The 23,221-nt window shown below is 65.3% G+C and carries 21 protein-coding genes and 1 tRNA gene; 11 read left to right on the top strand and 11 right to left on the bottom strand.

Annotation, left to right across the window (positions count from 1 at the left end; translation table 11 throughout):
* The first annotated feature begins 13 nt into the window (after nt 1-13).
* On the top strand, nt 14-397 hold the full coding sequence (locus QN358_RS13950) for a DUF1304 domain-containing protein (protein ID WP_323512744.1): 384 nt from the start codon (nt 14-16) through the stop codon (nt 395-397).
* A gap of 66 nt (nt 398-463) precedes the next feature.
* On the opposite strand, the gene QN358_RS13955 is transcribed toward QN358_RS13950, so the two are convergent.
* Entirely contained in the window at nt 464-619 is a 156-nt protein-coding gene (locus QN358_RS13955; protein WP_162849203.1) for a hypothetical protein, read from the bottom strand.
* A gap of 75 nt (nt 620-694) precedes the next feature.
* Between QN358_RS13955 and QN358_RS13960 the strand changes: the two genes are divergently transcribed.
* The gene (locus tag QN358_RS13960) at nt 695-1,381 is read left to right on the top strand and encodes an NUDIX domain-containing protein (protein WP_323512745.1); all 687 of its coding nucleotides are present in this window, start codon (nt 695-697) and stop codon (nt 1,379-1,381) included.
* A 3-nt stretch (nt 1,382-1,384) separates the two neighbouring features.
* Nucleotides 1,385-1,942, top strand: a complete 558-nt coding sequence (locus QN358_RS13965) for an ATP-binding protein (RefSeq protein ID WP_323512746.1) — start codon at nt 1,385-1,387, stop codon at nt 1,940-1,942.
* A gap of 2 nt (nt 1,943-1,944) precedes the next feature.
* Here QN358_RS13965 and QN358_RS13970 read toward each other — a convergent pair whose 3' ends face one another.
* The 4 genes from QN358_RS13970 to QN358_RS13985 all read right to left on the bottom strand — a co-directional run bounded on the left by QN358_RS13970 (nt 1,945) and on the right by QN358_RS13985 (nt 7,068).
* Nucleotides 1,945-3,369, bottom strand: a complete 1,425-nt coding sequence (locus QN358_RS13970; RefSeq protein ID WP_323512747.1) for a mechanosensitive ion channel family protein — start codon at nt 3,367-3,369, stop codon at nt 1,945-1,947.
* 6 nt (nt 3,370-3,375) lie between these two features.
* A complete protein-coding gene (locus QN358_RS13975) occupies nt 3,376-5,481 on the bottom strand; it encodes an adenylate/guanylate cyclase domain-containing protein (RefSeq protein ID WP_323512748.1) in 2,106 nt (701 codons plus the stop codon).
* Nucleotides 5,482-5,693: 212 nt separating this feature from the next.
* On the bottom strand, nt 5,694-6,908 hold the full coding sequence (locus QN358_RS13980) for a Fic family protein (RefSeq protein WP_323512749.1): 1,215 nt from the start codon (nt 6,906-6,908) through the stop codon (nt 5,694-5,696).
* Between the two features lie 88 nt (nt 6,909-6,996).
* A tRNA-Arg gene (locus tag QN358_RS13985) sits at nt 6,997-7,068 on the bottom strand.
* A 112-nt stretch (nt 7,069-7,180) separates the two neighbouring features.
* On the opposite strand from QN358_RS13985, the gene QN358_RS13990 reads away from it, so the two are divergent.
* Both QN358_RS13990 and QN358_RS13995 read left to right on the top strand, forming a co-directional pair.
* On the top strand, nt 7,181-8,533 hold the full coding sequence (locus QN358_RS13990; protein WP_136643221.1) for a coiled-coil domain-containing protein: 1,353 nt from the start codon (nt 7,181-7,183) through the stop codon (nt 8,531-8,533).
* A gap of 198 nt (nt 8,534-8,731) precedes the next feature.
* Nucleotides 8,732-10,129: an NlpC/P60 family protein gene (locus tag QN358_RS13995; protein WP_323512750.1), complete on the top strand. Its 1,398-nt coding sequence runs from the start codon at nt 8,732-8,734 to the stop codon at nt 10,127-10,129.
* Between the two features lie 19 nt (nt 10,130-10,148).
* Here the strand turns inward: QN358_RS13995 and QN358_RS14000 are convergent, their stop codons facing one another.
* The 4 genes from QN358_RS14000 to QN358_RS14015 form a co-directional block, all read right to left on the bottom strand.
* Nucleotides 10,149-10,646: an HNH endonuclease gene (locus tag QN358_RS14000; protein ID WP_136643223.1), complete on the bottom strand. Its 498-nt coding sequence runs from the start codon at nt 10,644-10,646 to the stop codon at nt 10,149-10,151.
* A 370-nt stretch (nt 10,647-11,016) separates the two neighbouring features.
* The gene (locus QN358_RS14005; protein WP_323512751.1) at nt 11,017-12,450 is read right to left on the bottom strand and encodes a hypothetical protein; all 1,434 of its coding nucleotides are present in this window, start codon (nt 12,448-12,450) and stop codon (nt 11,017-11,019) included.
* 12 nt (nt 12,451-12,462) lie between these two features.
* Nucleotides 12,463-13,302, bottom strand: coding sequence for a C40 family peptidase (locus QN358_RS14010; RefSeq protein WP_323512752.1), 840 nt, complete (start codon nt 13,300-13,302; stop codon nt 12,463-12,465).
* A 221-nt stretch (nt 13,303-13,523) separates the two neighbouring features.
* Nucleotides 13,524-14,216, bottom strand: coding sequence for a metal-dependent transcriptional regulator (locus QN358_RS14015; RefSeq protein ID WP_136643226.1), 693 nt, complete (start codon nt 14,214-14,216; stop codon nt 13,524-13,526).
* 111 nt (nt 14,217-14,327) lie between these two features.
* Between QN358_RS14015 and serC the strand changes: the two genes are divergently transcribed.
* Complete coding sequence (gene serC, locus QN358_RS14020) at nt 14,328-15,440, top strand: phosphoserine transaminase (protein WP_323512753.1); 1,113 nt, start codon at nt 14,328-14,330, stop codon at nt 15,438-15,440.
* A gap of 112 nt (nt 15,441-15,552) precedes the next feature.
* Here the strand turns inward: serC and QN358_RS14025 are convergent, their stop codons facing one another.
* Both QN358_RS14025 and QN358_RS14030 read right to left on the bottom strand, forming a co-directional pair.
* Nucleotides 15,553-16,452 carry a DUF3027 domain-containing protein gene (locus QN358_RS14025; protein WP_323512754.1) on the bottom strand — a complete coding sequence of 300 codons (900 nt, stop codon included), beginning with the start codon at nt 16,450-16,452 and terminating at the stop codon, nt 15,553-15,555.
* Between the two features lie 2 nt (nt 16,453-16,454).
* Nucleotides 16,455-16,835, bottom strand: a complete 381-nt coding sequence (locus QN358_RS14030; protein ID WP_136643229.1) for a cold-shock protein — start codon at nt 16,833-16,835, stop codon at nt 16,455-16,457.
* Nucleotides 16,836-16,925: 90 nt separating this feature from the next.
* Here QN358_RS14030 and QN358_RS14035 point away from each other — a divergent pair, with 90 nt between their 5' ends.
* From QN358_RS14035 to QN358_RS14055, 5 genes are all read left to right on the top strand, one after another.
* Entirely contained in the window at nt 16,926-17,189 is a 264-nt protein-coding gene (locus tag QN358_RS14035) for a multidrug ABC transporter ATPase (protein ID WP_136643230.1), read from the top strand.
* Nucleotides 17,186-18,988, top strand: a complete 1,803-nt coding sequence (locus tag QN358_RS14040; RefSeq protein WP_323512755.1) for a helicase-associated domain-containing protein — start codon at nt 17,186-17,188, stop codon at nt 18,986-18,988. The genes QN358_RS14035 and QN358_RS14040 overlap by 4 nt, the downstream gene beginning before the upstream one ends.
* An 87-nt stretch (nt 18,989-19,075) precedes the next feature.
* On the top strand, nt 19,076-20,722 hold the full coding sequence (locus QN358_RS14045; RefSeq protein WP_136643232.1) for a DNA repair helicase XPB: 1,647 nt from the start codon (nt 19,076-19,078) through the stop codon (nt 20,720-20,722).
* 65 nt (nt 20,723-20,787) lie between these two features.
* On the top strand, nt 20,788-21,477 hold the full coding sequence (locus QN358_RS14050; RefSeq protein WP_136643233.1) for a response regulator transcription factor: 690 nt from the start codon (nt 20,788-20,790) through the stop codon (nt 21,475-21,477).
* Between the two features lie 19 nt (nt 21,478-21,496).
* On the top strand, nt 21,497-23,221 hold a 1,725-nt coding region (locus QN358_RS14055), incomplete at its 3' end, for a sensor histidine kinase (RefSeq protein WP_416351997.1).

The raw sequence follows: 23,221 nt of genomic DNA on the forward strand, positions 1-23,221 counted from the left end.
TTAGACTGTGCACATGGGCATACTCGCAACCGTCTTCGTCGCCATCGCCGCGCTGCTGCACATCTACATTTTCGTCATGGAGAGCATCCAATGGCGCCAACCTGCCATCTGGAAACGTTTCGGCCTGACCAGCCAAGCCGATGCCGACACCACGGCTCCGCTGGCCTACAACCAGGGCTTCTACAACCTGTTTCTGGCAGTGGGCGCTGCGGTGGGTCTCGTGTTGTACTACACGGCGGCGCGTGAGGCGGGGTTCACGCTCGCCGTCTTCACGATGGCCTCGATCGTGCTCGCAGCACTGGTGCTGCTCTCGACGGGGCGCGAGCGCCTGCGCTCAGCCGCACTTCAGGGCACTCCCGCGCTGCTGGGGCTCGTCTTCCTGCTCATCGCGGGCTGAGGCCCCAGCTGGTCGACGCCCCAGCTGGCTGCGGCCCAGCAGGCTGAGGCCCCGGCTGTTCAGCTGTTAGGCGCGCCCGCGAATGTAACGCACGAGCGCTGCGATGATGCCGATCAGCAAGACAGCGATGCCGATGTAGATGAGCACCTCGGCCGCCTTCACCGCCACACCGAAGACGAGAAGAATGATTCCTACAATGATGATTCCGATGAAAATTCCCATGCGTTTATTATCGAACCGGCTGCGAATTGCGCGCGGGTGGTTGCCAGAGCCGATGGCTGCCGATATGGTGCGCGGGTGAGTGCGGCGACGGCGGGGCATCCGGAGTCCACCCCCGGCATCGATGTCTCCGACAGCCGCGGCAGAACAGGGCTCGACCAGGTCGGCCGAGGCCTCACCGGCAACCCCGACGTGATCGTGCGAGACGTACGGCTGCTCTCGTCGAACTGGTTCGTGCTGCGCGCAACGACGTTCGACTTTCGCCACCGCGACGGCCACTGGAGCACAGAAGACCGCGAAACCTACGACCGTGGCGACGGCGCCACCGTTCTGCTCTACAACACCGAGCAGAATACGGTGTTGCTGACCCGCCAGTTTCGTTTTCCTGCGTACGTCAACGGCCATCCCGACGGAAACCTTGTCGAAGCGCCGGCGGGTCTGCTCGACGACGACGACCCGCTCGCGGCCATCGAACGCGAGACGGCCGAAGAGACCGGGTACACCATCTCTGACGCGGCGCATCTGTTCGACCTCTTCATGAGTCCCGGCTCTGTCACGGAGAAGCTGCACTTCTTCGCGGCCCGGTACAGCGCGGCAACACTCACCGGCGCGGGCGGCGGGCTCGCGGGCGAAGGCGAAGACATTGAGAACGTCGAACTCGACTTCACAGAGGCGCTCGCAGCCATCGGCACGACCATTGTCGACGCTAAGACCGTCATTCTGCTGCAGTGGGCCGACCGCACCGGGCTCCTCGAGGCGCGCTGACCGATGCAGCAACCGGCTCTGGATGCCCTGCTCACCCGCATCCGCATCCGCACCGACACAGCCGCACCGAGGCCCACCACCGCCTTCACTGACGCAGTGGTGCTCGTCGACGGCCGCTCCGGCTCGGGCAAGACCGACCTGGCCACCGAGCTCGCCGCCGCGTGGCCCGCACCCGTCACCCTCGTTCACCTCGACGACATCTACCCCGGCTGGCAGGGTCTCGACGCCGCCAGCCGCCACATTCACGATGAACTGCTGGCGAGCGACCAGCCACGCTGGCAGCGCCACGACTGGGTGGCGGGAAGGGCCGCGGAATGGGCATCCGTCGACCCGAACCGCGCGCTCATCATCGAGGGGATGGGTAGCCTGAGCCGTCAGAATGCCGCGCTCGCCACATTCACGATCTGGGTCGAACTCGACGACAGCGAGCGGAAACGCCGCGCTCTGGCCCGCGATGGCTCCGCCTACGAACCGTACTGGGACGAGTGGGCGGCACACGAGCTCGCGTTCATCGCCCGCGAGCAGCCAGCTCGGCTCGCCGATCTCGTGCTCGAGCGCTAGCGCTAGAGAGAACCCGCAGCGCCCTCGATACCGAGAGTCGACGCGAGTGCCAGCGCCACGCTCTTCTGCCGCGCCTCGATCGACTGCCCCATCGCCCGCGCAAGCGCCGGATGCTCGACGATCAGCCGGTCGACAACGTCTGCGGGTATGCGCATCACCGTGATCGTGCCCTCGGCCGTCGCGGCGGTCTGCTCGACCTCACGACTGAGCGAGAGCAGGCCGAACACGTCGCCGCGTTCGAGCCGCTCAACGTTCACCGGGCCCACCAGCGTGGGAACAGACAGCTGAACGTGCCCGTCGAGAACGAGCCGGAATGCATCCGGAATTCTGCGCGCCGGCAGCACCATCTCGCCGTGGCCGTACCGCTCGAGCCGGCACCGCTCGGTCATCCACGAGAAGTCGCCCGGGCCCAGCCGCAGAACAGTGGTCACATACGCGAGCGCCTCGGCCAGCCGTTCGGGTTCGGCAATGGGGTCGGTCGTGTCGCCGTCGAGCGCCAGCCCTTCGCGCCTGGCCGCATACCAGAGCCACGCGAGAAAGAGAGCGGATGCCCCGGCCTCAGCCGCTGGGCCCGAGACCGGTATCGAAATCGAGTAGGTGGCCGCACCCGCATACGATGCCTCGATCGACTCCCCCGGCGTGCGCATCGGAAGCCCCGACGCCACCTTCTGCATCAGGTCGATGACCTGGTGCGGTGGGTCGTCAGTTGAGAACTTCACCGTCGAGGTCGCCATGAATGACCCGGGCGCCTCGCTCAGGTTCGTGAATGACGCCCCAGCGAGCGTGGCGTTCGGCACGATCTGAATGCCATTGCCCGTGTCGATGTGAACTGCGCGCCAGTTCACGCCGACCACCCGGCCCACGACCTTGCCGGTGTCGAGCCAGTCACCGAGTTTGAAGGGCTGTTCGAACAGCAGCAGGAGCCCCGAGATGATCGAACCCACGGCCGTCTGCAGCGCCAGGCCGATGACGATCGACGTCACGCCCAGCGCGGTGATGAGCCCGCCGATGTCGGCATCCCACACCCAGGAGAACAGCAGCGCCAGGCCCACCAAAATCAGCCCGAGCCGGGCCAGATCGATGAAGATCGACGGCAGCCGCTCGCGCCAGCTGCCCTCCTCCGGGTTGCCGAACAGCACCACGTTCACGCTCGACAGCAACAGCAGAATCACGAGGAACCCGAAGAGCGTGGCGACCACGCGAACCCAGGTGAACTCGACGTTCTGGTGATTTGCCAGACTGAGCAGGCCGAGCAGTGCTCCCACCGGTAGTACGAGGTTGCGCAGCAGCCGCACGGGTTTTGCGGCCGGGTGCCCGCGCCGAACCAGAAACGCCAGAACCTCGGTGAGAATCACCAGGAGAACCGGGAGTCCGACGGCAATCGTCACGGCGAGCGCGAACCAGGGCTGATTCCAGATGGCGATCACGGCGCGCTACTTGATCTGCCAGACGGTCTGCGAACCGTCGGCGGTGTCGATGGTTGCGGCTTCGACGAAGACGACGGCGTCGTGCATCCGGTCTCGTACGCTCTGGCTCACGAAGATGCCAGCCGCACCCGAGACCTGCTGCACGCGGTTCGCGAGGTTCACGGCGTCACCCCACATGTCATAGGCGAGGCTCGAGCGGCCGACGAGCCCGCTGCTCACCGTGCCTGCATCGATACCGATGCGCAGGCTCAGGTTCGTTGAGTGTTGGGCGTTGAACCGTTCGATGATCTTACGGATCTCGAGCGAGAACTCGACCATGCGCCGAATGTTGTCGACCCGGGGAACGCCGAGCCCGCAGCTCGCCAGATACCCCTCGCGTAGTGTTCTGACGCTCTCGACGCCCATGCGAGCGGCAGCCTCGTCGAAGCTGGCCACGATGGTGTTCAGCGTCGCCAGCTCTTTCTCGGGGTCGACACCGGCCGCGTAGGCGTCATAGCCGATGAGGTCAGCGAACAGCACCGAGACGTCGTGATGCACGTCGGTGATGGTCTCCTGGCCCTCTTTGTACCGTTTGGCGACGTCATCGGGCATCAGTGTGCGCAAGAGCTTTTCGTTCTCGTCTGTCTGTTCGTCGATCAGCGCCTGCTTGATGCGCAGCGAGCGCGACATGTCATTGAATGCGTTGCCGAGATCGCCGAACTCGTCGCGGGCACCCTGCGGCACCTCGACAGAGAGATCGCCTCCCGTCACCTGGCGCACGGCTCCGACGAGGCGCCGCACCGGCCGCACGAACACCTGAGCCAAGATCAGCGAGAGCAGCGAAACGACCAGGATGAGGGCGATGATGGCGAAGACCAGATTACGCGTGAAGTCATTCACTGCGGCGAAGGCTTCGCTGGTGTCGATGCGCGCCACGATCACCCACTGCAGGCCAGAGATGTTCAATGGCGCGTACGCCACGATGCTCTCGGTGCCCAGATAGCTGGTGGTGATGTCGGTGCCGGTCTCCCCCGCCAAGGCCCGTTGCACAGGAGCGGTGCGTACCGGCTGCAGCAGGGTGCTGCCCTTCACCTCGACCTCCCGCGCTGCCACATCTGGAGCGGTACCGGCTGAGATGACGTCTTTCTGAAACTGGTCGGGGTTCTCGATGAGCTGACGTGACACAGAACGCATCAGCTGGTCGGGGCCGGCAAGGTAGGTCTCGCCTGTCTCGCCGAGGCCATCGGATGCCCACCCGTTGTTCGCCGTCATGATGGCGTTGATCGAAGCGATCGACAGCTGAAACGCCATCACCCCGGTGACCTTGCCCTTCTCCCCCACGGGCGACATGATCCACGCAGCGGGGGCCCCCAGCGACGGCTGGTACCGCTCGAAATCGGTGATCTTCACGAAATCGACTTGGTTCGAGTTCAGCGTCTCGTTGTACCCACTCGCAAGCACGGTTCCCTTATAAGGGCCCGTCTGAACGTTGGTGCCCAGCTCAACCCCTTTGTAGGCCGAGTAGACGACGTTGCCTGTTGTGTCGAGCAGCAGGGCGTCTTCGTAGCCGAAACGAGTGATGATCTCCCGAAAATAGTCCTGGTACTCGTTGTTCGCAGCCGACCAGGCGCTGCCGTCGCCCGCATCGTCTTTCGCGAGCGTGGCCGTGTAGTCGAGCGACGGATTCGTGTAGTGGTACTGCAGGTAGCGCGCCGCCGGCGACGTCGGGTCGAACGCGGTGGGGTCTGTCTGCAGCCCAGAGCGCGCGGTGAGTTCAGGAGCGAACGTCTTCGTGTAGATCGAGTCGACCGCAGCGTTCTGCTCGGTCGTCAGCTGCGACGACTGAAGGGCGTCGAAGCCCGCACTGAAGGCTGTCACGGCGTTGATCGCCGTTGTTCCCCGCGAGTAGACGACCTGCGAATCCTCAGTGTTCTTCACGTAGTTCGTGATCTCGCGCGCCCGAGACTCGCGCGTCTCGGTGAGCTTCGAGTACGCGGCATCCCGCAGCGAATCGCTGCCCGACACGTACCCCACGATGCCCACCACCAACGACGAGCCGATGCTCACGCCCAACAGCATGACCAGCAGCTTCGACTGGATGCTGAACCCGGGCTTGCGCGCTCCCGCTGACACTCTCATACTGAACCGGTTCGCCACAGCGACCCTTTCCCCCACCCCCGCGCACCTCCGCGCACACGTGCCTGCGCGGTGGAGTCCCTCCTCCAGCGGTACACCTCTGATTATGTACCCCCAGGCGACTGTGCCTCGTTCGGGGGTGCCATTTTAGCTTGTCAGTCACTCGTTTGCGGGGCGTTCTCTGCTCGGCAGCCGACGTGCCACCGCCTCTAGCGACGTCGTTTCGCTCGCGCCGCGAATTCGTCGAGGGCGGTCAATACTTCGCGTGCCTCGTAGACACGATTTCGCATTCCGGCGCTCATCTGGGTGAGGATGCCGTCGGCAACCAGTCGATCGATACCGTTCTGCGCATTCCTCGAATCAATGCCGAGTTCGCCTGCGGCGAGGTTCGAGTCGATCACCGGTTGACGTTGGAGCACATCCAACAGTCGACGACCAGAGCTTCTCGCTCGCGCAGTCGTTGCCAGCTCCCAACGCGCACGCACCGTCGTCAGATCCGCCACGAGCTGGCGTCCGTTGACGATTGCGTCAGCTGACGCCCGAGCGAATGACTGGACGATCGGCTGCACATTGCCGAGGCGGTACTCAGTGAGGGCGGCGAAATACCCACGGGTGTCCTGCAGAAGACCCGCGGAGACAGGCACGGTGACATTCTGCGTGACTCCCAGTCGACGCAGCATCGCTTGCACGAGCGCGCGACCCGTTCGTCCGTTGCCATCGGTGAATGGATGGATGGTTTCGAACTGCGCATGCGCAATCGCGATCTGCACCAGCGCAGGCAGATCGGTGCGGCGAGCGAACTCGACAAGGTCGTCCATCAAGGCTCCGACTCGTTCGTGATGAGGCGTAACGAAGGATGCACCGTGTGGGCTATTGCCGAACCCGCCACCGATCCAGACCTGCTGCGTGCGCCAGCCGCCGGTATCCTCCGGCTGGTCATCACGCAGGATTTCTGCCTGCATAGCGACGATTGTCGACCCGTCCAACTGCTCGGCCATCTCGATCGCGGCTTCCATCGCCCGCACGTTGCCGATGATCAACCGGGAGTTCCGACCCGCGCTTCGCCCGAGTTCGGCCAAAGCAATGTTCTTGGCTGACGCCGTGAGCTGCTCGATCTCAGAACTGGCCGCGCTCTCGCTGCGAAGAAGAATTGCCGAGAACGGTGCGGCGATCGCGCCGACCTCACCATCGAATCGGCCAAGCTCGACGACGGCGTCTTCGGCCGCGATCATGGTGTCCATATCGAGGGCTGGCAACGCGAGCGTGGCGATAGACGGAGGTATGGAGGCCTGGTAGGGCCCTCTGGCTCGCAATGCCGCTCGACGGGACTGACCAGCGGTGTCATGACTTTCCCAAGGACGCTGCTCGAAGGTGACGGCAGGCCACGATGAGGCGGCGTCAGCACCTGTTGCATTCATCGTCATGAGAACACCTTACCGATGGTTATCGCCATAACCATCGGTACAGCGGCACCGAGAGGATGCTTACGACACCTGCGCAGAACGCGAACGGTGCCCCTGGAGGGACTCGAACCCCCAACCTAATCCTTAGGACGGACTTGCTCTTCCATTGAGCTACAGAGGCTGACCGCACGAGTTTACAGCCCCACCACCGGGGTTCAGCAATCGCACGGGTTCACGAAATGCCGACGCCGCACCCCCCGAACGCGCGTAGGTGCTGTTAGACAGAAGACTCCATGAAGACTTCATACCCGCCCAGGCGTGGCCTGGCAGAGCGATCGCGCCTCCTCGCAGTGGGGTTGATGGTCATTGTCGTCACCGCCGTGAGCACCGTGCTCGGTGCCCCGGCCGCCTATGCGACCGACTACCCCAGCTGGGCCGACGTTCAAGCGGCGCGAGCAAGCGAGTCGGCGAAGGCCGGCGAGGTCGCCTCGATCACCGCACTGATCGCCGATCTGCAGGCGAAGGCGGTGGCCGCACAGGCACTCGTTCAGCAGCGCACAGCTGAAGACGACGTGGCCGAAGCGGCACTCGCCGCTGGGCAGAGCAAGGCCGACGCCCTTGCGGCAAGCGCGGCCACATGGAAGACGAAGGCCGACACTTCCAGCCGCCAGGCCGCCCTCATCGCGGCCCAGTTCGCACGCGCGGGCGGCGGCAACAACATCACGAGCCTGCTGCTCGGCAGCGACTCAGCGCAGGCCAACAATCTGTTGTCGCAGCTCAGTTCGATGGGCAAGCTCAGCGAAACCATCACGGGCATCTACAACCAGGCCAAGCAAGACGCGAACACCGCTCAGTCGATCGCCGAGCAGGCGGCGGTGGCGAAGGATGCCCTGGTGGGCCTCGCAGCGGCCGCACAAGCCGCGCTGCAGCAGGCCGCCCAGGCCCAGCAAGACATGATCGCCGCCCTGAACGAGCAGACCGCTCACGAGGGCGAGCTGCAGGCTCAGCTCGCTAGCCTGCAGAGCAACGTCGCGACCACAGAACAGCAGTACCAGGCAGGAGTCGCTGCGGCTGCTGCTGCAGCGGCTGCGGCAGCAGCAGCGGCCGCAGCGGCCGCCGCCGCTGCGCGCGGAAGCGGCGGCGTGAGCATCGGCCCCGTCTCCTCCGACGCCCAGGCCCTCGCCGAAGAGCTGATGGGCTACGTTTCGGCGGGCCGTTTTCACGGGTCGAGCCCCGACCACATCTTCGAGATCGCGTGGATCGCCCAGGGTAAGTCGGTGGCGAACTGCGGCATCGACGTGGTGATTCTGCAGGCGATGGTCACCGCGGTGCGCACGTTCGGAAGCGCTGGCGTCAGCGACATCAGCCGCCGCTGCACAGGCCAGATCGAGGGCGCCGGCGTCTTGTCGGCCCACTACCGCAACGGCGGCGGGCACGCGGTCGACTTCACCTCGGTGGGCGGCAACGCACTGAACGGCTCGAACAACGCGTCGCTCAGCCTGATTCGCGCACTCGACCCGATCATGCCGTACGGCTCGGGTCTCGGCCAGCGCAACTGCCGCGTCTCTGCCGGAAGCGAGATCGGCCTGAAGAACTTCAGCGACTTCTACGACACCTGCGACCACCTGCACGTCGACGACTTCTAGCCCGTCACGACACCCGCCGAAAGAAGCCCAGCCCCGCCGCCCCCGCGGTGATGCTGGGCTTCTTTCGTCGCACGTTCTATGCCTCCACAAAATTTTGTGTGCGAAACGCCGGTGTGTTGCTACTGTTAACGCTGTTGTTGGTGTTATAGAGGTTACTCATGTGACTGCTGTGACAAACGTGAACAGTCTCGAGGATCTATGAAGTCGACCCACCGCCGTGCATCCGGTGCCGGCGCGCCAGCTTCGGCCCAGGCCTCTCGCCGCTTCGCCGCACCGCTTCGCCTGCTCATCGTGACCTCGGCCGTCGCTGCGTTGGTCGCTGCCGGCAGCATTACGGGCGGCAGCCCCGTCTTCGCTGCGAACTATCCGAGCTGGAACGACGTTCTCGCCGCACGCAGCAACGAAACCGCCAAGCAGGCAGAGATCGGCCAGCTGCAGTCACTCATCTCCGGCCTGGCGTCTGAGGTCGAAGCAGCACAAGCCGTGGCCGACCAGCGGTGGGCAGCCAATCAGGCGGCACAGGATGCACTGGCCACCGGTAAGGTGAAGGCCGACCAGCTCAAACTGCAGTCGGCCGAGGCCGCGACGAAGGCCGACACTTCGCGCAAGCAGGCCAGCGCCCTCACCGCGCAGTTCGCCCGCTCGGCGGGATCAGATCTCTCGATGCAACTGCTCGTGGGCGGCCAGAAGAGCAGCGACCTGCTCTACCAGCTCGGCGCCATGAGCAAGTTGAGCGAGACCTCGAAGAAGATCTTCGACGCAGCCACTCAAGACGCTAACTCAGCCACCTCGCTGAGCGCACAGGCCGATGCAGCCGAACGAGCCCTCAGTAGCCTCGCGGATGCCGCACAGGCGTCGCTGACCGACGCCGTTGCCGCGCAGCAGAGTGTCAAGTCGGCGTTACTCGAACAAGAAAACCACCAGGCCGAGATGACGGTTCAACTCGCTGCTCTCACGACGGGAGCGCTCACGACCGAGGCCGACTACAACGCGGGCGTGGCCGCCGAGAAACAGCGTCAGCTCGAGGCCGAGCAGGCCGCCGCAGCGGCAGCAGCCGCACAGGCGCAGGCCGACGCCGCAGCCGCCGCCGCGAAACAGAGCGCGGCAGCCAGTTCGGGCGGGTCGAGCAGCACGGGCAACAGTGGGTCGAGCAGCTCGATCGGATCGAGCAGCTCGGGTTCAGCATCCGGAACCGGCTCGAGCAGCAGCGGCAGCAGCTCGCCCGCGCCCGTCAACGACGCTCCCACCCAGCAGTTCAACGGCGCAGCGGTCGTGGCGTACGCCCAGCAATACGTGGGCGTCGTGCCCTACGGCTGGGGCGCGAACCCCAACGACAGCTTCGGCTGCGACGGCCTCACCCAGTGGGTGTACGGCCACTTCGGCGTCACGCTGCCTCGCCTCGTGAGCGCGCAGACGGCCATGGGCGTTCGCGTCTCATCGTCTGAGGTGCGCGCCGGCGACCTCGTCGTGTGGCCGAACGCGCACGTCGGAATCTACGACGGGCACGGCGGCGTGATCCACTCGCCCGACTGGGGCCGCTATGTGGAACACAACCCTGGGCTCTGGGGCAGCTACATCTTCATTCGCATCGTCTAGCAGCGAACTGGAGCAGGGCTCACGCAGCCGGTTCGAGGTAGTTCTCCCACTCGGGGAGCGCGCGCTCGACGCCGCGCACGAACCACCCGGCGTGATGCGGCATGCGTGGAACCATGCGCAGCGACCAGCCGATCTCTGCCAGCGTGCGATCACTCTTCTTGTTGTTGCACTTCAGGCAGCAGGCCACGAGGTTCTCCCACGTGTCTTTGCCCCCGCGCGAACGCGGCTGAACATGATCGATTGTGGTGGCGGATGCCCCGCAGTAGCCGCAGCGCTGGTTGTCACGGCGCAGCACTCCGCGCCGACTCACCGGCACCTGCCTCGACGACGGAACCTTCACGTACCGCGTGAGCAAGATGACCGACGGGCGATCGTACGCCCCCGATGACGCCCACACCGGGTCGTCTTCGTCGCTTTCGACGATTCTCGCTTTCTCATTCATGACGAGCACAAGGGCCCGCCGAAACGAGACAACACCCAGCGGTTCGTAGCCCGCGTTCAAAACCAGCGTTCGCATTTTCTCCCTTTCGCAACCCCTGGTCGGCTACCAGGAGGTTCGATTTCGCCGCTACATTCGAGAGGCTTGCGGGTGGGCCGGGGCAACAAAAAAGGGCGTCGTCACAGTGACAACGCCCTTTCTGCACGCACACGTGTGCGCACAGAGGGTATCTGATGCAGGCCGCTGAGTATTCGCGCGCGAAAGAGGCGGTCATCCGTGGTGGGGATGTTGCCTCTGGCGGTCACGAACGCTCCCGAAGTCTCGAGCAATAGCAGTGCATGAAGGCTAACAAACCTAGCCCGAAAACGCATGCGACTGCGGCATCGATTGAGCAGACTGTAACCGACTGTTCACAATTGGCTCGTCAGCCAGCCAGTCAGTCAGTCAGCTAATCAGAGAGCAGGGAGTCGCCTCTGGCGCTGATGAAGTCGACGTGGTCGTGGCTGCAGGTGTCTTCGAACTCCGAGAGGTTGACGAAGCCCGAACCGGATGACCGGCATTCGCTCTGGCCCACATTGGTGTTCGGCGGCACGAGCGGGTCGAGCAGATGCAGCAGCTTCAGCGAGTCGGAGTCAGCGCCGGTGAGACCGTGACCGTTGAGAATGTAGAAGTCGACCGCGTGGCCGCCGCCATTGCGATAGTGCGGAGACATCGTTCCCGCGCCCTCGATCTGGCCGGTGCAGAGGCGGTTGATATCACTCACACCCACCTTCGAGAAATTGTCGATGGCCACCTTGATGGTCTGCAGCACGCGGTAGTCGACGCCGCAGCCCGGAACGACCTGGCCCTCGGCAAGGTATCGAATCTCGGCGATGTGGTCGGGCTTCGACCCGACCAGCTGGCCCGAGGCGACCGCATCCATCAGCTGACCAGCCAATGCCTGCACCTGGGGAGAGACGACCGACGGGTAGGCGGTCGCCGTGACGGCGCTGTTCGAGGAGAGCCTCAGCGTCGCAGCCGACGCGGCGGCCGCTGCAGCAGCCGCCGCTTTGGCTGCGGCTGCCTTCTGGGCGGCGAGGTCTGACTCGCTGGGAGCCTGGTAGTTGTCGCGACCGACGATCGCCGCGGTGAGGCCACTGCTGCTGGCCAGCGTCTGCTCTCCGGTGACCAGCGCTGCAGAATCTTCGATCGGGGTGAAGGCACTCGCCGTGCTGAAGGCGTAGGCGGGCAGCGCCATCGTGGCGATGAGCCCGACGGCGAGTGTCATAACCACTGCGCGGGCGGCACGGGTCTTGGGTGAGGCGGCCGACGGGCGGCGGCCCGACCTGGCGCCGTCGACCAGACCGACTCCGCCGGCTGAACCGGCACGGGCGACAGAGCCGACACGGGTGACGACGGCGCCGAAGCGCTCACGCGCGGCAGCACGCCGGGCGGCGGCGCGTGCGGTTCCGGCACGAACAACCACCCGGCGCACAGGAACCGCCGCGGGGTCGACGAGCGCAGGCTCCTTCATCGGCTGCTGCTCGAAAGGTTGCTGCTGCTCGAGAGGCTGCGCGTGCTCGAGCGATTGCTGCTCGAGAGGCTCGACCACCATCGCTTCGACCTGCAGCGGCTTCTCGGCGGCAACAGGCAGCGAGTCGACGGGCAACGACACGGGTGACGACACCGGGCCGGAGACAGCAGCCGCAGCAGCTGTATTCGCAGCGGCAGCAGCCAGCAACTCGGCAATGGTGTGCGGCTGGCTGGGTGTCACACGCGAAACACTCATCTCGGCCACAGCACCGTCGGCGTTGACGGATGAGGCTCCAGCCGCGGCCTTCGCCTCGGCTGCCTGCCGCTCCCACTCCCGGCGCTCACGCCGGGAGGATGCGGTTACCGACATGACAGGCTCGACTTACTTGATACCGAGGCGTACGTAGTAGAAGCTGCCCCACTGCGGGCGGAATTCGACGTAACGGCCCCAGTCGGGCGAGTCGATCATCTTGCCGTTGCCGGCGTAGATGCCCACGTGGCCGATCGAGTAGATCATCAGGTCGCCCGGCTGTGCGTCGGCAGCTGAAATACGGGTTCCGGCTGCGGCCTGAGCGCTCACGGTGCGCGGGATGTTGATTCCGAACTGCTTGAAGACGTACTGGGTGAGCCCGTCGCAGCCGAAGCTCGTGTCGGGGCTGGCACCGGCACCGTAGGGCACCACGCCGACGAACTGCATGGCGTAGTCGACGACGGCCTGGCCGCTGTACGGGCCCGAGGGCGGGTTGAAGGCAGCCGTGCTCGCGGAGGTGGCGCCGGCGACCGAGGCGGTAGAGGTGGTGTTCGACACCGTGGCCACCTTGAGGGCGGCGGCCTGAGCCACGGCGGCAGCCTGGGCTGCAGCAGCAACCTCAGCCGCGGCCTTGGCGGCGGCAGCGAGGTCGTCTTTGGTCGGAGCCTTGTAGTTGTCGCGGCTGACGGCGGCGTCAGCGGCCGATGCGTCGACAGAGAGTGTCTGCTGGCCGGCCTCGATCGACTTGGTCGACGCGCTCGGGTCGAAGGCACCGTGCGTGCTGAACGCGTAGGCGGGCAGTGCCATCGTGGCGACGAGGGCTGCGGCAGCCGTCATGACGACGGTGCTGGCGATGCCGCGCTTGGTGGGGCGCCTGAAACGCGGCTTGGCGTGAGAGGTCTCGCGTACTGCAGGGGTGTTCGGGTTGTGCTTCGGCTCGGGTGAACCAAGCGATTTGCTCGAAAGGGGCAAAGTTTATTCCTCCGACACATCGCAGGGCACGAGTGCTCTGCCCGGCTCTGACGGTTCTGGGGGCAGGGTAGTGCCGCCAGGAAAGAGCCGGTTCATGTGTCTTGATTTGGGTCGTGGGGCCGGGAAGCGGTCATTCGGACTTCACCGAGAATACGTGAGACCCCGCGATTTGTCACCTCAAAACGGCTTAAAGCAACAAATTGGTAACGAACTTATGAATGTCAGATGCCCACGAAGATGTGGCTGGCGACTTCATTCGGCAATTCGAGGCCCTGCGAGAACCCCTCGACTTCGACGAGAACGTATGAACCAGCCGAGGAGAATGCAGCCGAATTGCCGGGCACGACGCCCGACTGCTTGAGCTGCAACAGCAGTTCTGGGTCGACCTGCGCCGGTTCACCCAGGCGCCGGATGATCTTGGTCTGCGGCCCCACAGCGCCGTGCACCAGCGTGACGATGTTGACCACTCCCCGGGTGAACGGAACCGCCTCGGTGTCACCGAGTTCTTCGAGGCCCGGAATGGGGTTGCCATAGGGCGACTCGGTGGGATGGTCGAGCATCTCGAGTATGCGGCGCTCGACCTGCTCGCTCATCACGTGCTCCCAGCGGCAGGCTTCTTCGTGTACGAACTCCCAGTCGAGGCCGATCACGTCACTCAGCAGCCGTTCGGCCAACCGGTGCTTGCGCATGACGTGAACCGCTTTGCGCCGACCGATCTCTGTCAGCTCGAGGTGGCGATCGTTCGAGACGATCACGAGCCCGTCGCGCTCCATGCGACCCACCGTCTGCGAGACCGTCGGCCCCGAGTGCCCGAGCCGCTCTGAGATGCGGGCGCGGAGAGGCACGATGTTCTCCTCCTCGAGTTCGAGAATCGTTCGGAGGTACATCTCAGTGGTGTCGATCAAATCCGCCAACGGCCGCTCCTTGCTTCACTGCGCACGTGTGGCTCAAGCCTACTGGCGAACAGTGTGAGGGCGGCACCCGCCGGAAGAGCGCGCCGTGGGCGCTTCGATACACTTGTTTTCATGCCCGAATTGCAGATTCCCCGCTCCCTCCTGCCCGCTGATGGTCGCTTCGGTTGCGGCCCGTCGAAGATCAGGGCTGAGCAATTGACCCACCTCACGGTTCGCGGGGCATCCATTCTCGGTACCTCGCACCGCCAGGCGCCGGTGAAGAACCTCGTCGGGGCTGTGCGCTCGGGCCTGGCAGAGCTCTTCCGTATTCCTGAAGGCTATGAGGTCGTGCTCGGCAACGGCGGTTCCACCGCCTTCTGGGACGCGGCGGCGTTCTCGCTCATCGAGAACCGCAGCGAGCACCTCACGTTCGGTGAGTTCGGGGCGAAGTTCGCCGTGGCTGCGGGCGCTCCCTTTCTCACGGCACCGCACGTCATCGCAGCAGATGCGGGCTCGCGCAGCGAGATCGAGGTTCTCGAGGGCATCGACGTGTACGCCTGGCCCCACAACGAGACCAGCACCGGCGTCATGGCCCCCGTCACGCGCGTGCACGGCGACACGGGCGCACTCACCGTGGTCGACGCCACCAGCGCGGCCGGCGGCATCGACTTCGACGCGGCCGAGGCCGACGTCTACTACTTCGCCCCCCAGAAGAACTTTGCGAGCGACGGCGGCATCTGGTTCGCCCTCTTCTCGCCCGCGGCCATCGAGCGTGTCGAGCGCATCGCGGCATCGGGCCGGTACATTCCCGAGTTCTTGAGCATCAAGAACGCGATCGACAACTCGCGCCTGAACCAGACGTTGAACACCCCCGCACTCAGCACGCTGCTGCTGATGCAGAGCCAGGTCGACTGGATGAACGCCGAAGGCGGCCTCGCGTGGGCCTCCGCTCGCACCACCGAGTCGTCGTCGGCTCTCTACGACTGGGCTGAGGCCTCGTCGTTCGCAACTCCGTTCGTGAGCAATCCGGCGCACCGTTCGCAGGTCGTCGCCACCATCGATTTCGACGACAACATCGACGCGGCAGCAGTGGCGAAGGCTCTCCGCGCGAACGGCATCGTCGACACCGAGCCGTACCGCAAACTTGGCCGCAACCAACTGCGTGTCGCTACCTTCGTGGCCATCGAGCCTGACGACGTGCGCTCGCTCATCTCCTCGATCGAGTACGTGGTCGAGAACCTCTGACCTTCGTGCTGTGTGGTGCTGCGATGCACTCTGCAGCACCGCGGTGAATCGACGAAGCGCCCGTCACTCGAGCTGAGTGCCGGGCGCTTCGTCGTTGGTGCTAGGGTGAGGCTCAATACGAGCGGTCAGCCTCGGAGTCATCGTCGAACGGCGCATCGCCGAACTCGTCGCCGAACTCCGCGTCTCCGCCCGAAGCGAGGTGCGCTTCGCTCAGCTCGTCGGCATCGTCGTCAGTGGAGATGAGCCGGCCAGAGTCGAGTTCGCCGGCGTCGAGCCCGTCGATGTCGAGACCCTCTTCGGCGATGGTGTCGATGTCGATGCCGTCGCGGTCACGACGGAGGCCGATGCTGGCAGCGACGGCAGTTTCGTCGTCGTCATCATCGTCGTCGTCGTCGTCGTCGTCGTCGTCGTCAGACTCATCGTCATCGGACTCGTTATCGTCAGACTCGTCGTCAGCGAACCCATCCCGCGCCTGGCCCGAGTCGTCATCACTGTCGTCGGCGCTGTCGTCATCGCTGTCGTCATCGTCGTCGAACTCGTTCTCGGAGTCGTCGATCAGAGCGTCAGAGGTGAGGCGATCGGCCCACGGAATCCACGCCGGCGACAGAATCGACGTGTCACCGGGCTGCATCTCGACCTCGAGAACCGTGGGCTCGTCAGTGTCGCTCGCGCGGGCAAGAGTCGCCACCCAGTGCCAGTCGGGGTAGCCCGCGAGTTTCGACTCGAACAGCAGGCTCAGAACACGCTCACCTTCGACGAGGTGGCCGATCACCTCGCCGATGGAATCGGCCGGGGTTATCTCGGCGAGAGCGGCCCGAGCCTGGTCGACCGCGGCGAGCAGCTGTGGGTCTGCTTCATAGACGGTCTCGACTCCAGAGACGGTCTCGACTTCATCGACGGTCTCGACTTCATCGACGGTCTCGAGGCTCGCGCCTGAGCCCGCACCGGCGTCGACGCCGGCGCGATCGCCGTCGGATGCGACCGCGTCGGCGACCAGCTCGTTGTCAGCCAACTCTACGCATCCAGTTCGTCGGCGACCTTGCGCAGCAGCGCAGCGATCTTGCGGCTGTGGCTGGCTTCGGGGTAGCGGCCCCGCTTCAGGTTCGTGCCGATGCCATCGAGCACCTTCACGAGGTCTTCGATGATGACGGCCATGTCGTCGGCCGGCTTGCGGCTCAGCTTCACCATGCTCGGCGGGGCTTCGAGCACCCGAACCGAGAGCGCCTGCACCCCGCGCTTGCCGTCGGCGATACCGAACTCGAGTTTGGTGCCGGCTTTGACGCTGGCCCCAGCGGGCAGCGCCGACGCGTGCAGAAAGACCTCCTGGCCGTCATCTGAGCTGATGAAGCCGAAGCCCTTCTCGTCGTCGTAGAACTTAACCTTGCCGGTAGGCATTGTGAATCTCCTCGTGTGTTTTGCCGGAATATTGCGCTCCGACCACAGGTAAGCCTATTAGCTTGCCGACGTGGCCGTATTGTTAGGTGCGTGACCGAGACAAATACTCCTGCAATTAAGAGGAGCCAGCGCATTTTGGCTTATATGGTCGCGAGCGCTGCCGGCCTCTCTATCCTCTGCTTCATCGCGGTGATCATCGGCACGGGGGTCGGTGTGCGCAACTTCGGCGTCGGGGTGTGGCCCATTGTGGTGGTGCTGCCGATCTTCGGCTTCCCGTTGGCCATCGCCTTTCTCATCGCCTTGTTGATCGTCAACCTGGTTCGTCGCTCTCGCGAGGCTCGTAACTCAACATGAGTGACACGCTCGCTCTGGCCAGTCGGTTGCAGTCTGAGAGCGATGCCGCCCTCATCACGCTGCTCACCGGCCGTCACCTCTCGAAGCGAGACCTCCGCGACTTCTTCGACCTCGCCGACGCACTGCTGACGCCAGAGTCGGTTCAGGATGCCCTCTCCCGCCTCGATCGCCCCACTCTGGCCGCGATCGCGGCCGGCACCACCCCCCGCTCCTCGGCCTCGCCCGAACTGCTTCGAGCGTTCGCTGCCATGCTGCTCATCGACATCGACGGCGTGCTGAAGCCGTACGACGCCGTGGCCGCCGTTCTCGAGTCGTGGCCGGGCTCCTCGCTGCCCTCCCCCGCCGAGCTCGGCTCTGTCGAGGCGCCCAGAGCGGCAGCTCCGCCCAGCACACACACCCGGTCGAACACCGACCAGCTGTCGGCCGAACGCGCCTTCGAGACCACCGTCGCCGTCACGGAGGTCGTCAACGCACTGCACCTCTCCCCCGCACGCGAATTGGCCAAGGGCGGTCTCGCCGTGCCCGATGCGAAGCGGCTCGCTGCGGTCACCGGGTTCGAGCCAGACCAGATGAACGCCGTGCTGCGCGTTGCCGCGACCGCAGGCCTCGCCGTTCGCGACGGGTCGTCATGGTTCGCCTCCGCCGGTTCACGCGCCTGGCTGCTCACCCCGATGGCAGAGCGCTGGGGTGCGCTGGCCGGCTCATGGCTCGCCGAACTGCCCGAGTCGATCGTCGCCGTTCTCCGAACTCGAATCGACGCGGTGTGGGGCGAAAGCCTCGCCGCCTACTTGCGCTGGCTCTACCCGGCCGGCGGCGCTGCGCTCGACGCGCAGATAGCTGAGCTCGGCGACGATTCTGAACGGCTCGGCATCGCCATCGACGGCGTTGCGAGCAGCGCCGGCACGGCATTGCTCTGCGAGAGCGTGCAGGCCGCAGTCGCCCTCATCGCACCTCTGCTCCCGCCCGAAGTCGAAACGGTGTACCTGCAGCACGACCTCACGGTGGTGGCGGCCGGCCCGTTGCGGCCCGACATCGATTCCACGCTTCGAGCGATGGCGCAGCTGGAGAACCATTCCATTGCGTCGTCGTACCGCATCTCGGGGGGCTCCATCGCTCGAGCCCTGGGTGCGGGGTACACGGCGGCGGGCATCCGGAGCTTTCTCGGCAGCATATCGAGCACCGGTATCCCGCAGCCGCTCGACTACCTCATCTCGGAGTCGAGCGCTCGCTATGGGTTGCTGCGCGTCGGCACTCTCGACGACGCACCGGCCGCGGGCACCTATGTGCGCTCAGACGACGGTGAGCTTCTGCACACCATCGCCGTCGACCAGAACCTCGGCTCGCTGGGGCTGGTCTTCACCGAGAACAACCGTCTCACCAGTCATTTCAGTCTCGACACGGTCTACTGGATGCTCGTCGACGCTCGTTACCCCGTGATTGCCGAAGGCAGCCACGGTGACCCCGTGACCCTCGCGCGAATCCCCGTCGTCGTGCCCACTGCGCTGCCCTCGAACCGTCTCGTCGACGAACTCATCAACCGGCTGCGCGGCAGTGGTGTCAGCCCCGGTGTCGACACCGCCGAGGCGTGGCTGGTGCGCCAGCTCGATGTCGCGGTGAAGGCCAAAACGCCCGTGCTGGTCACCGTGCGACTGCCCAACGGCGACGAGGTCAGTTTTCCCGTCGTGCCCACCAGTGTGGCGAGCGGGCGCATGCGCGGAACCGACCAGAAGGCCGGCGTCGAGCGCACCCTGCCGCTGGCGAGCATCACACAGGTGCAGACGGTCAGCCCGGTCTCGTAGACCGAACCGTCAGAGCCCCGTCGCAGACACTCGCAACCACCATCAGACCGGCCAGCATCCAGTTTTCGCCGCGTAAGCTTGAGACTTATGCCTGACGGACCATTGATCGTTCAGAGTGACCGCACCGTACTGCTCGAGGTCGCGCATCCCGATGCCGGCACGGCGCGCCACGAGCTCGCCGTGTTCGCTGAACTCGAGCGAGCACCTGAGCACATCCACACCTACCGCATCACCCGGCTGGGGCTCTGGAACGCGCGGGCCGCCGGGCACACCGCCGAGGAGATTCTCGGCACCCTCGAGCGGTTCTCGAAGTTCGCCATTCCGCAGTCGGTCACCATCGACATCGCCGAGACGGTGGCACGCTACGGCCGCCTCGTCATCGAGCGGCTGCCCGACGGCACCCTCACACTGCGCGCCACCGACACGGCGGTGCTCGCCGAGATCGTGAAGGGCAAGCGCATCGCGCCGCTGCTGCCGTCGCGTATCGACGCCGAGACGTACGTCATCGAGCCCTGGGCCCGCGGCCAGCTGAAGCAAGAGCTGACCAAACTCGGCTGGCCCGCCGAAGATCACGCGGGCTACACCCCGGGCACTCCGCACGAGATCAGCCTGAACGAGAGCGGCTGGCACCTGCGCGACTACCAGCAGCAGGCCATCGACAACTTCTTCGAGCGCGGCTCGGGCGTCGTAGTGCTGCCGTGCGGCGCCGGCAAGACGCTGGTGGGCGCGGGCGCCATGGCGACGGCCAAGACCAACACGCTCATCCTCGTGACGAATACGGTGTCGGCGCGCCAGTGGCGAAGCGAGCTGCTGAAGCGCACCTCGTTGACCGAAGACGAGATCGGCGAGTACTCGGGGCAGGTGAAAGAGGTCAAACCGGTGACGATCGCCACGTACCAGATCCTCACCGCCAAACGTAAAGGTGCCTACGCCCACCTCGAGCTTCTGGATGCCCTCGACTGGGGCCTTGTCGTCTACGACGAGGTGCACCTGCTGCCGGCCCCCGTGTTCAAGCTCACCGCCGAGCTGCAGGCCCGGCGCCGACTCGGGCTGACGGCAACCCTCGTTCGGGAAGACGGGCGAGAGGGCGACGTCTTCAGCCTCATCGGCCCGAAGCGTTTCGACGCACCCTGGAAGGAGATCGAGGCGCAGGGCTACATCTCGCCCGCCGACTGCTTCGAGGTGCGCATCGACCTGCCGCAGAGCGAGCGGCTGGTCTACGCCGCCGCGAGCGACGACGAACGGTACCGGCTGGCCGCCACGGCCCCGGCGAAACTCGACGTGGTGAAGCAGCTGGTGGCGAAACACGCGGGCGAGCGCATCCTCGTCATCGGGCAGTACCTCGACCAGCTCGACCTGCTGGCCGGCGAACTCGGCGTGCCCGAGCTGACCGGCTCGACACCCATCGCCGAGCGCGAGCGCCTCTACCAGGCGTTCAGAGACGGCGACGAGCCCATTCTCGTGGTTAGCAAGGTGGCGAACTTCTCGGTCGATCTGCCCGAAGCAACCGTGGCCATTCAGGTCTCGGGGTCATTCGGCTCGCGGCAAGAGGAGGCCCAGCGCCTCGGTCGGCTGCTGCGACCCAAAGAGTCGGGGTTGTCGGCGAACTTCTACACGCTCGTCGCCCGCGACACGGTCGACCAGGATTTCGCCCAGAACCGCCAGCGCTTTCTCGCCGAGCAGGGCTACAGCTACACGATTCTGGATGCCCAGGCCCTCTCCCTCGCCAGCTGACCCCGCACAACCCGAGTTGATCAGGCTCCCAGCAAGCGTTCAGTAAACCCGCAGATAATGGAGTCATGACCGGACCCCGCATTCTCATCGTCGACGACGAGCCGAACATCCGCGACCTGCTCACGACCAGCCTGCGCTTCGCGGGGTTCGCCGTGCGAGCGGTGAGCAATGGCGCGCAGACCATCTCTGCCGTGCTCGAAGAAGAACCAGACCTCATCATTCTCGACGTGATGCTGCCCGACATGAATGGCTTCGGCGTCACCAAGCGGCTGCGCGCCGCCGGCTACACAGCGCCCATTCTGTTTCTGACGGCCAAAGACGACACCGAAGACAAGATCACCGGCCTCACCGTGGGCGGCGACGACTACGTCACCAAGCCGTTCAGCCTCGACGAGATCGTCGCGCGAATCAAGGCCATTCTCCGCCGCACCATGCAGGCCGATGAAGACGCCATCATCCGTGCCGGCGAGCTCACGATGGATCAAGACACCCACGAGGTGTTCGTGGCCGACACCGCCATCGAGCTCAGCCCCACCGAGTTCAAGCTGCTGCGCTATCTCATGCTGAACCCGAACCGCGTGCTCTCGAAGGCGCAGATCCTCGACCACGTCTGGGAGTACGACTTCAACGGCGACGCCGGTATCGTCGAGTCGTACATCTCGTACCTGCGCCGGAAGCTCGACCAGTACTCCGAAGAGTCGCTCATCCAGACCAAGCGCGGTTTCGGTTACATGCTGAAAGTCAGCAAGGTCTAGTAGCCTTGCACGACCGATGATGGCCGTAACCCCCTCCACATTCTGGAACTCGATCTCCCTTCGCACCAAGATCACCGGTGTGACGGTTCTGCTGCTGACCTTCGGCCTCATCGTCACCGGTATCGGTACCATGACCGTGCTGCGGTCGTACCTGCTGCAGCAGGTCGACTCGGGGCTGAGCGCTGCGTACACTGACCTGTCGCCCTTCCTCGGGCCAGGCGCCACCTCGCAGACCTTCAAGATCGACGACGTCGAATCGGCGCCGAAAGAGTACTACGTGGGCCTCCTCGGCCCCGACGGCTCGCTCGCTGCCAGCAACTGGGGCACGCAGACCGCCAGCCAGGAGCCCGAGGTGACCGGCCTCCCCCTCACTCCCTCGACCGACGAGATGGCCGCCAAGCCCATCTACTCGCTTGCGGCGACCGGCACCAAGTCGGAGTGGCACGCGGTCGTACGCACCATCAACTTTCAAGACGGTACCCAGGGCACCATCGTCATCGCAGCGTCTCTTGCGCGTACCGACAGCGTGACCACCACGTACCTCTCCATCTTCCTGGCGTTCGGCATCGGCGTGGTGGTGCTCGGCGCCATGCTCACGCGCCTGCTGGTGACCAGTACCTTCACTCCGCTTCGGGCGGTCGAGAAGACCGCCGCCGAGATTGCGAACGGCGACTTCAGCCAGCGCATGTCTGGGGCGACCCCCAACACCGAAGTCGGGCGGCTGAACCGCTCGCTCAACACCATGCTGAGCCGCATCGACAGCGCCTTCAACGACCGCGCCAAGACCATCGAACAGATGCGCCGTTTCGTCGGTGACGCCAGCCACGAGCTGCGTACCCCGCTGGTGTCGGTGCGCGGCTACGCCGAGCTCTACCGCATGGGCGCTCTGACCACGCCCGACGAGGTGGCAAAGGCCATGGATCGCATCGAGCGCGAAGCAATTCGCATGGGCGCTCTCGTCGAAGACCTGCTCGAACTGGCGCGCCTCGACGAGACGAAGCCGCTGAACCTCTCGCGCATCGATCTGGTGCCCATTGCTGTCGATGCGGCACTGGATGCCCGGGCATCCAGCCCCGAACGAGTGGTCTCGATCATCCTTCCCCGCTCCTCGCAGCTCGTCAGCTTCGCCCCCGCTGCCGACGCCGTCACGGGCGGACTGTACCCCGACGAGATCGCAGCGGCCGCCGAAGAGCGCGCCCAGGTCACCAACAACCTCACCGGCCCCATCGGGTTCGCCGGGGCGACGCTTGCCCGCCTGCGGGGCCGCAGACCGCGCGGCGACGCCGACGCAGCGGTGGGCATCACCCCCACCGAGGTGGGGCTGTCGTCATTCGACTCCGACGACCGCGAAGGCGTCGCGCCCATCGTGATGGCCGACGAGAACAAGATTCGGCAGGTGGTGGCCAACCTCATCGGCAACGCACTGCGTTTCACCGCGGCCGACAGCCCCATCGAGGTGTCGGTTCAGGTCGACGACGCAGCGCACACCGCCGTACTCGACATCATCGACCACGGCGAAGGTATTCCGCCGCAGATTCGCGAGAAGATCTTTCAGCGCTTCTGGCGCGCCGACTCATCGCGCACGCGCGAAACGGGTGGCAGCGGGCTCGGTCTCGCCATCGTCGCGTCGATCATCGCCGCGCACAACGGCACCGTCGAGGCCGTCGAGACCGCTGGCGGCGGCGCCACCTTCCGCGTCACCCTCCCCCCTGTCTCTTATACACATCTCCGAGCCCACGAGACG

Origin of the sequence: Subtercola sp. RTI3 (assembly GCF_035018625.1) — a bacterium.
Taxonomy (GTDB): Bacteria; Actinomycetota; Actinomycetes; order Actinomycetales; family Microbacteriaceae; genus Subtercola; species Subtercola vilae.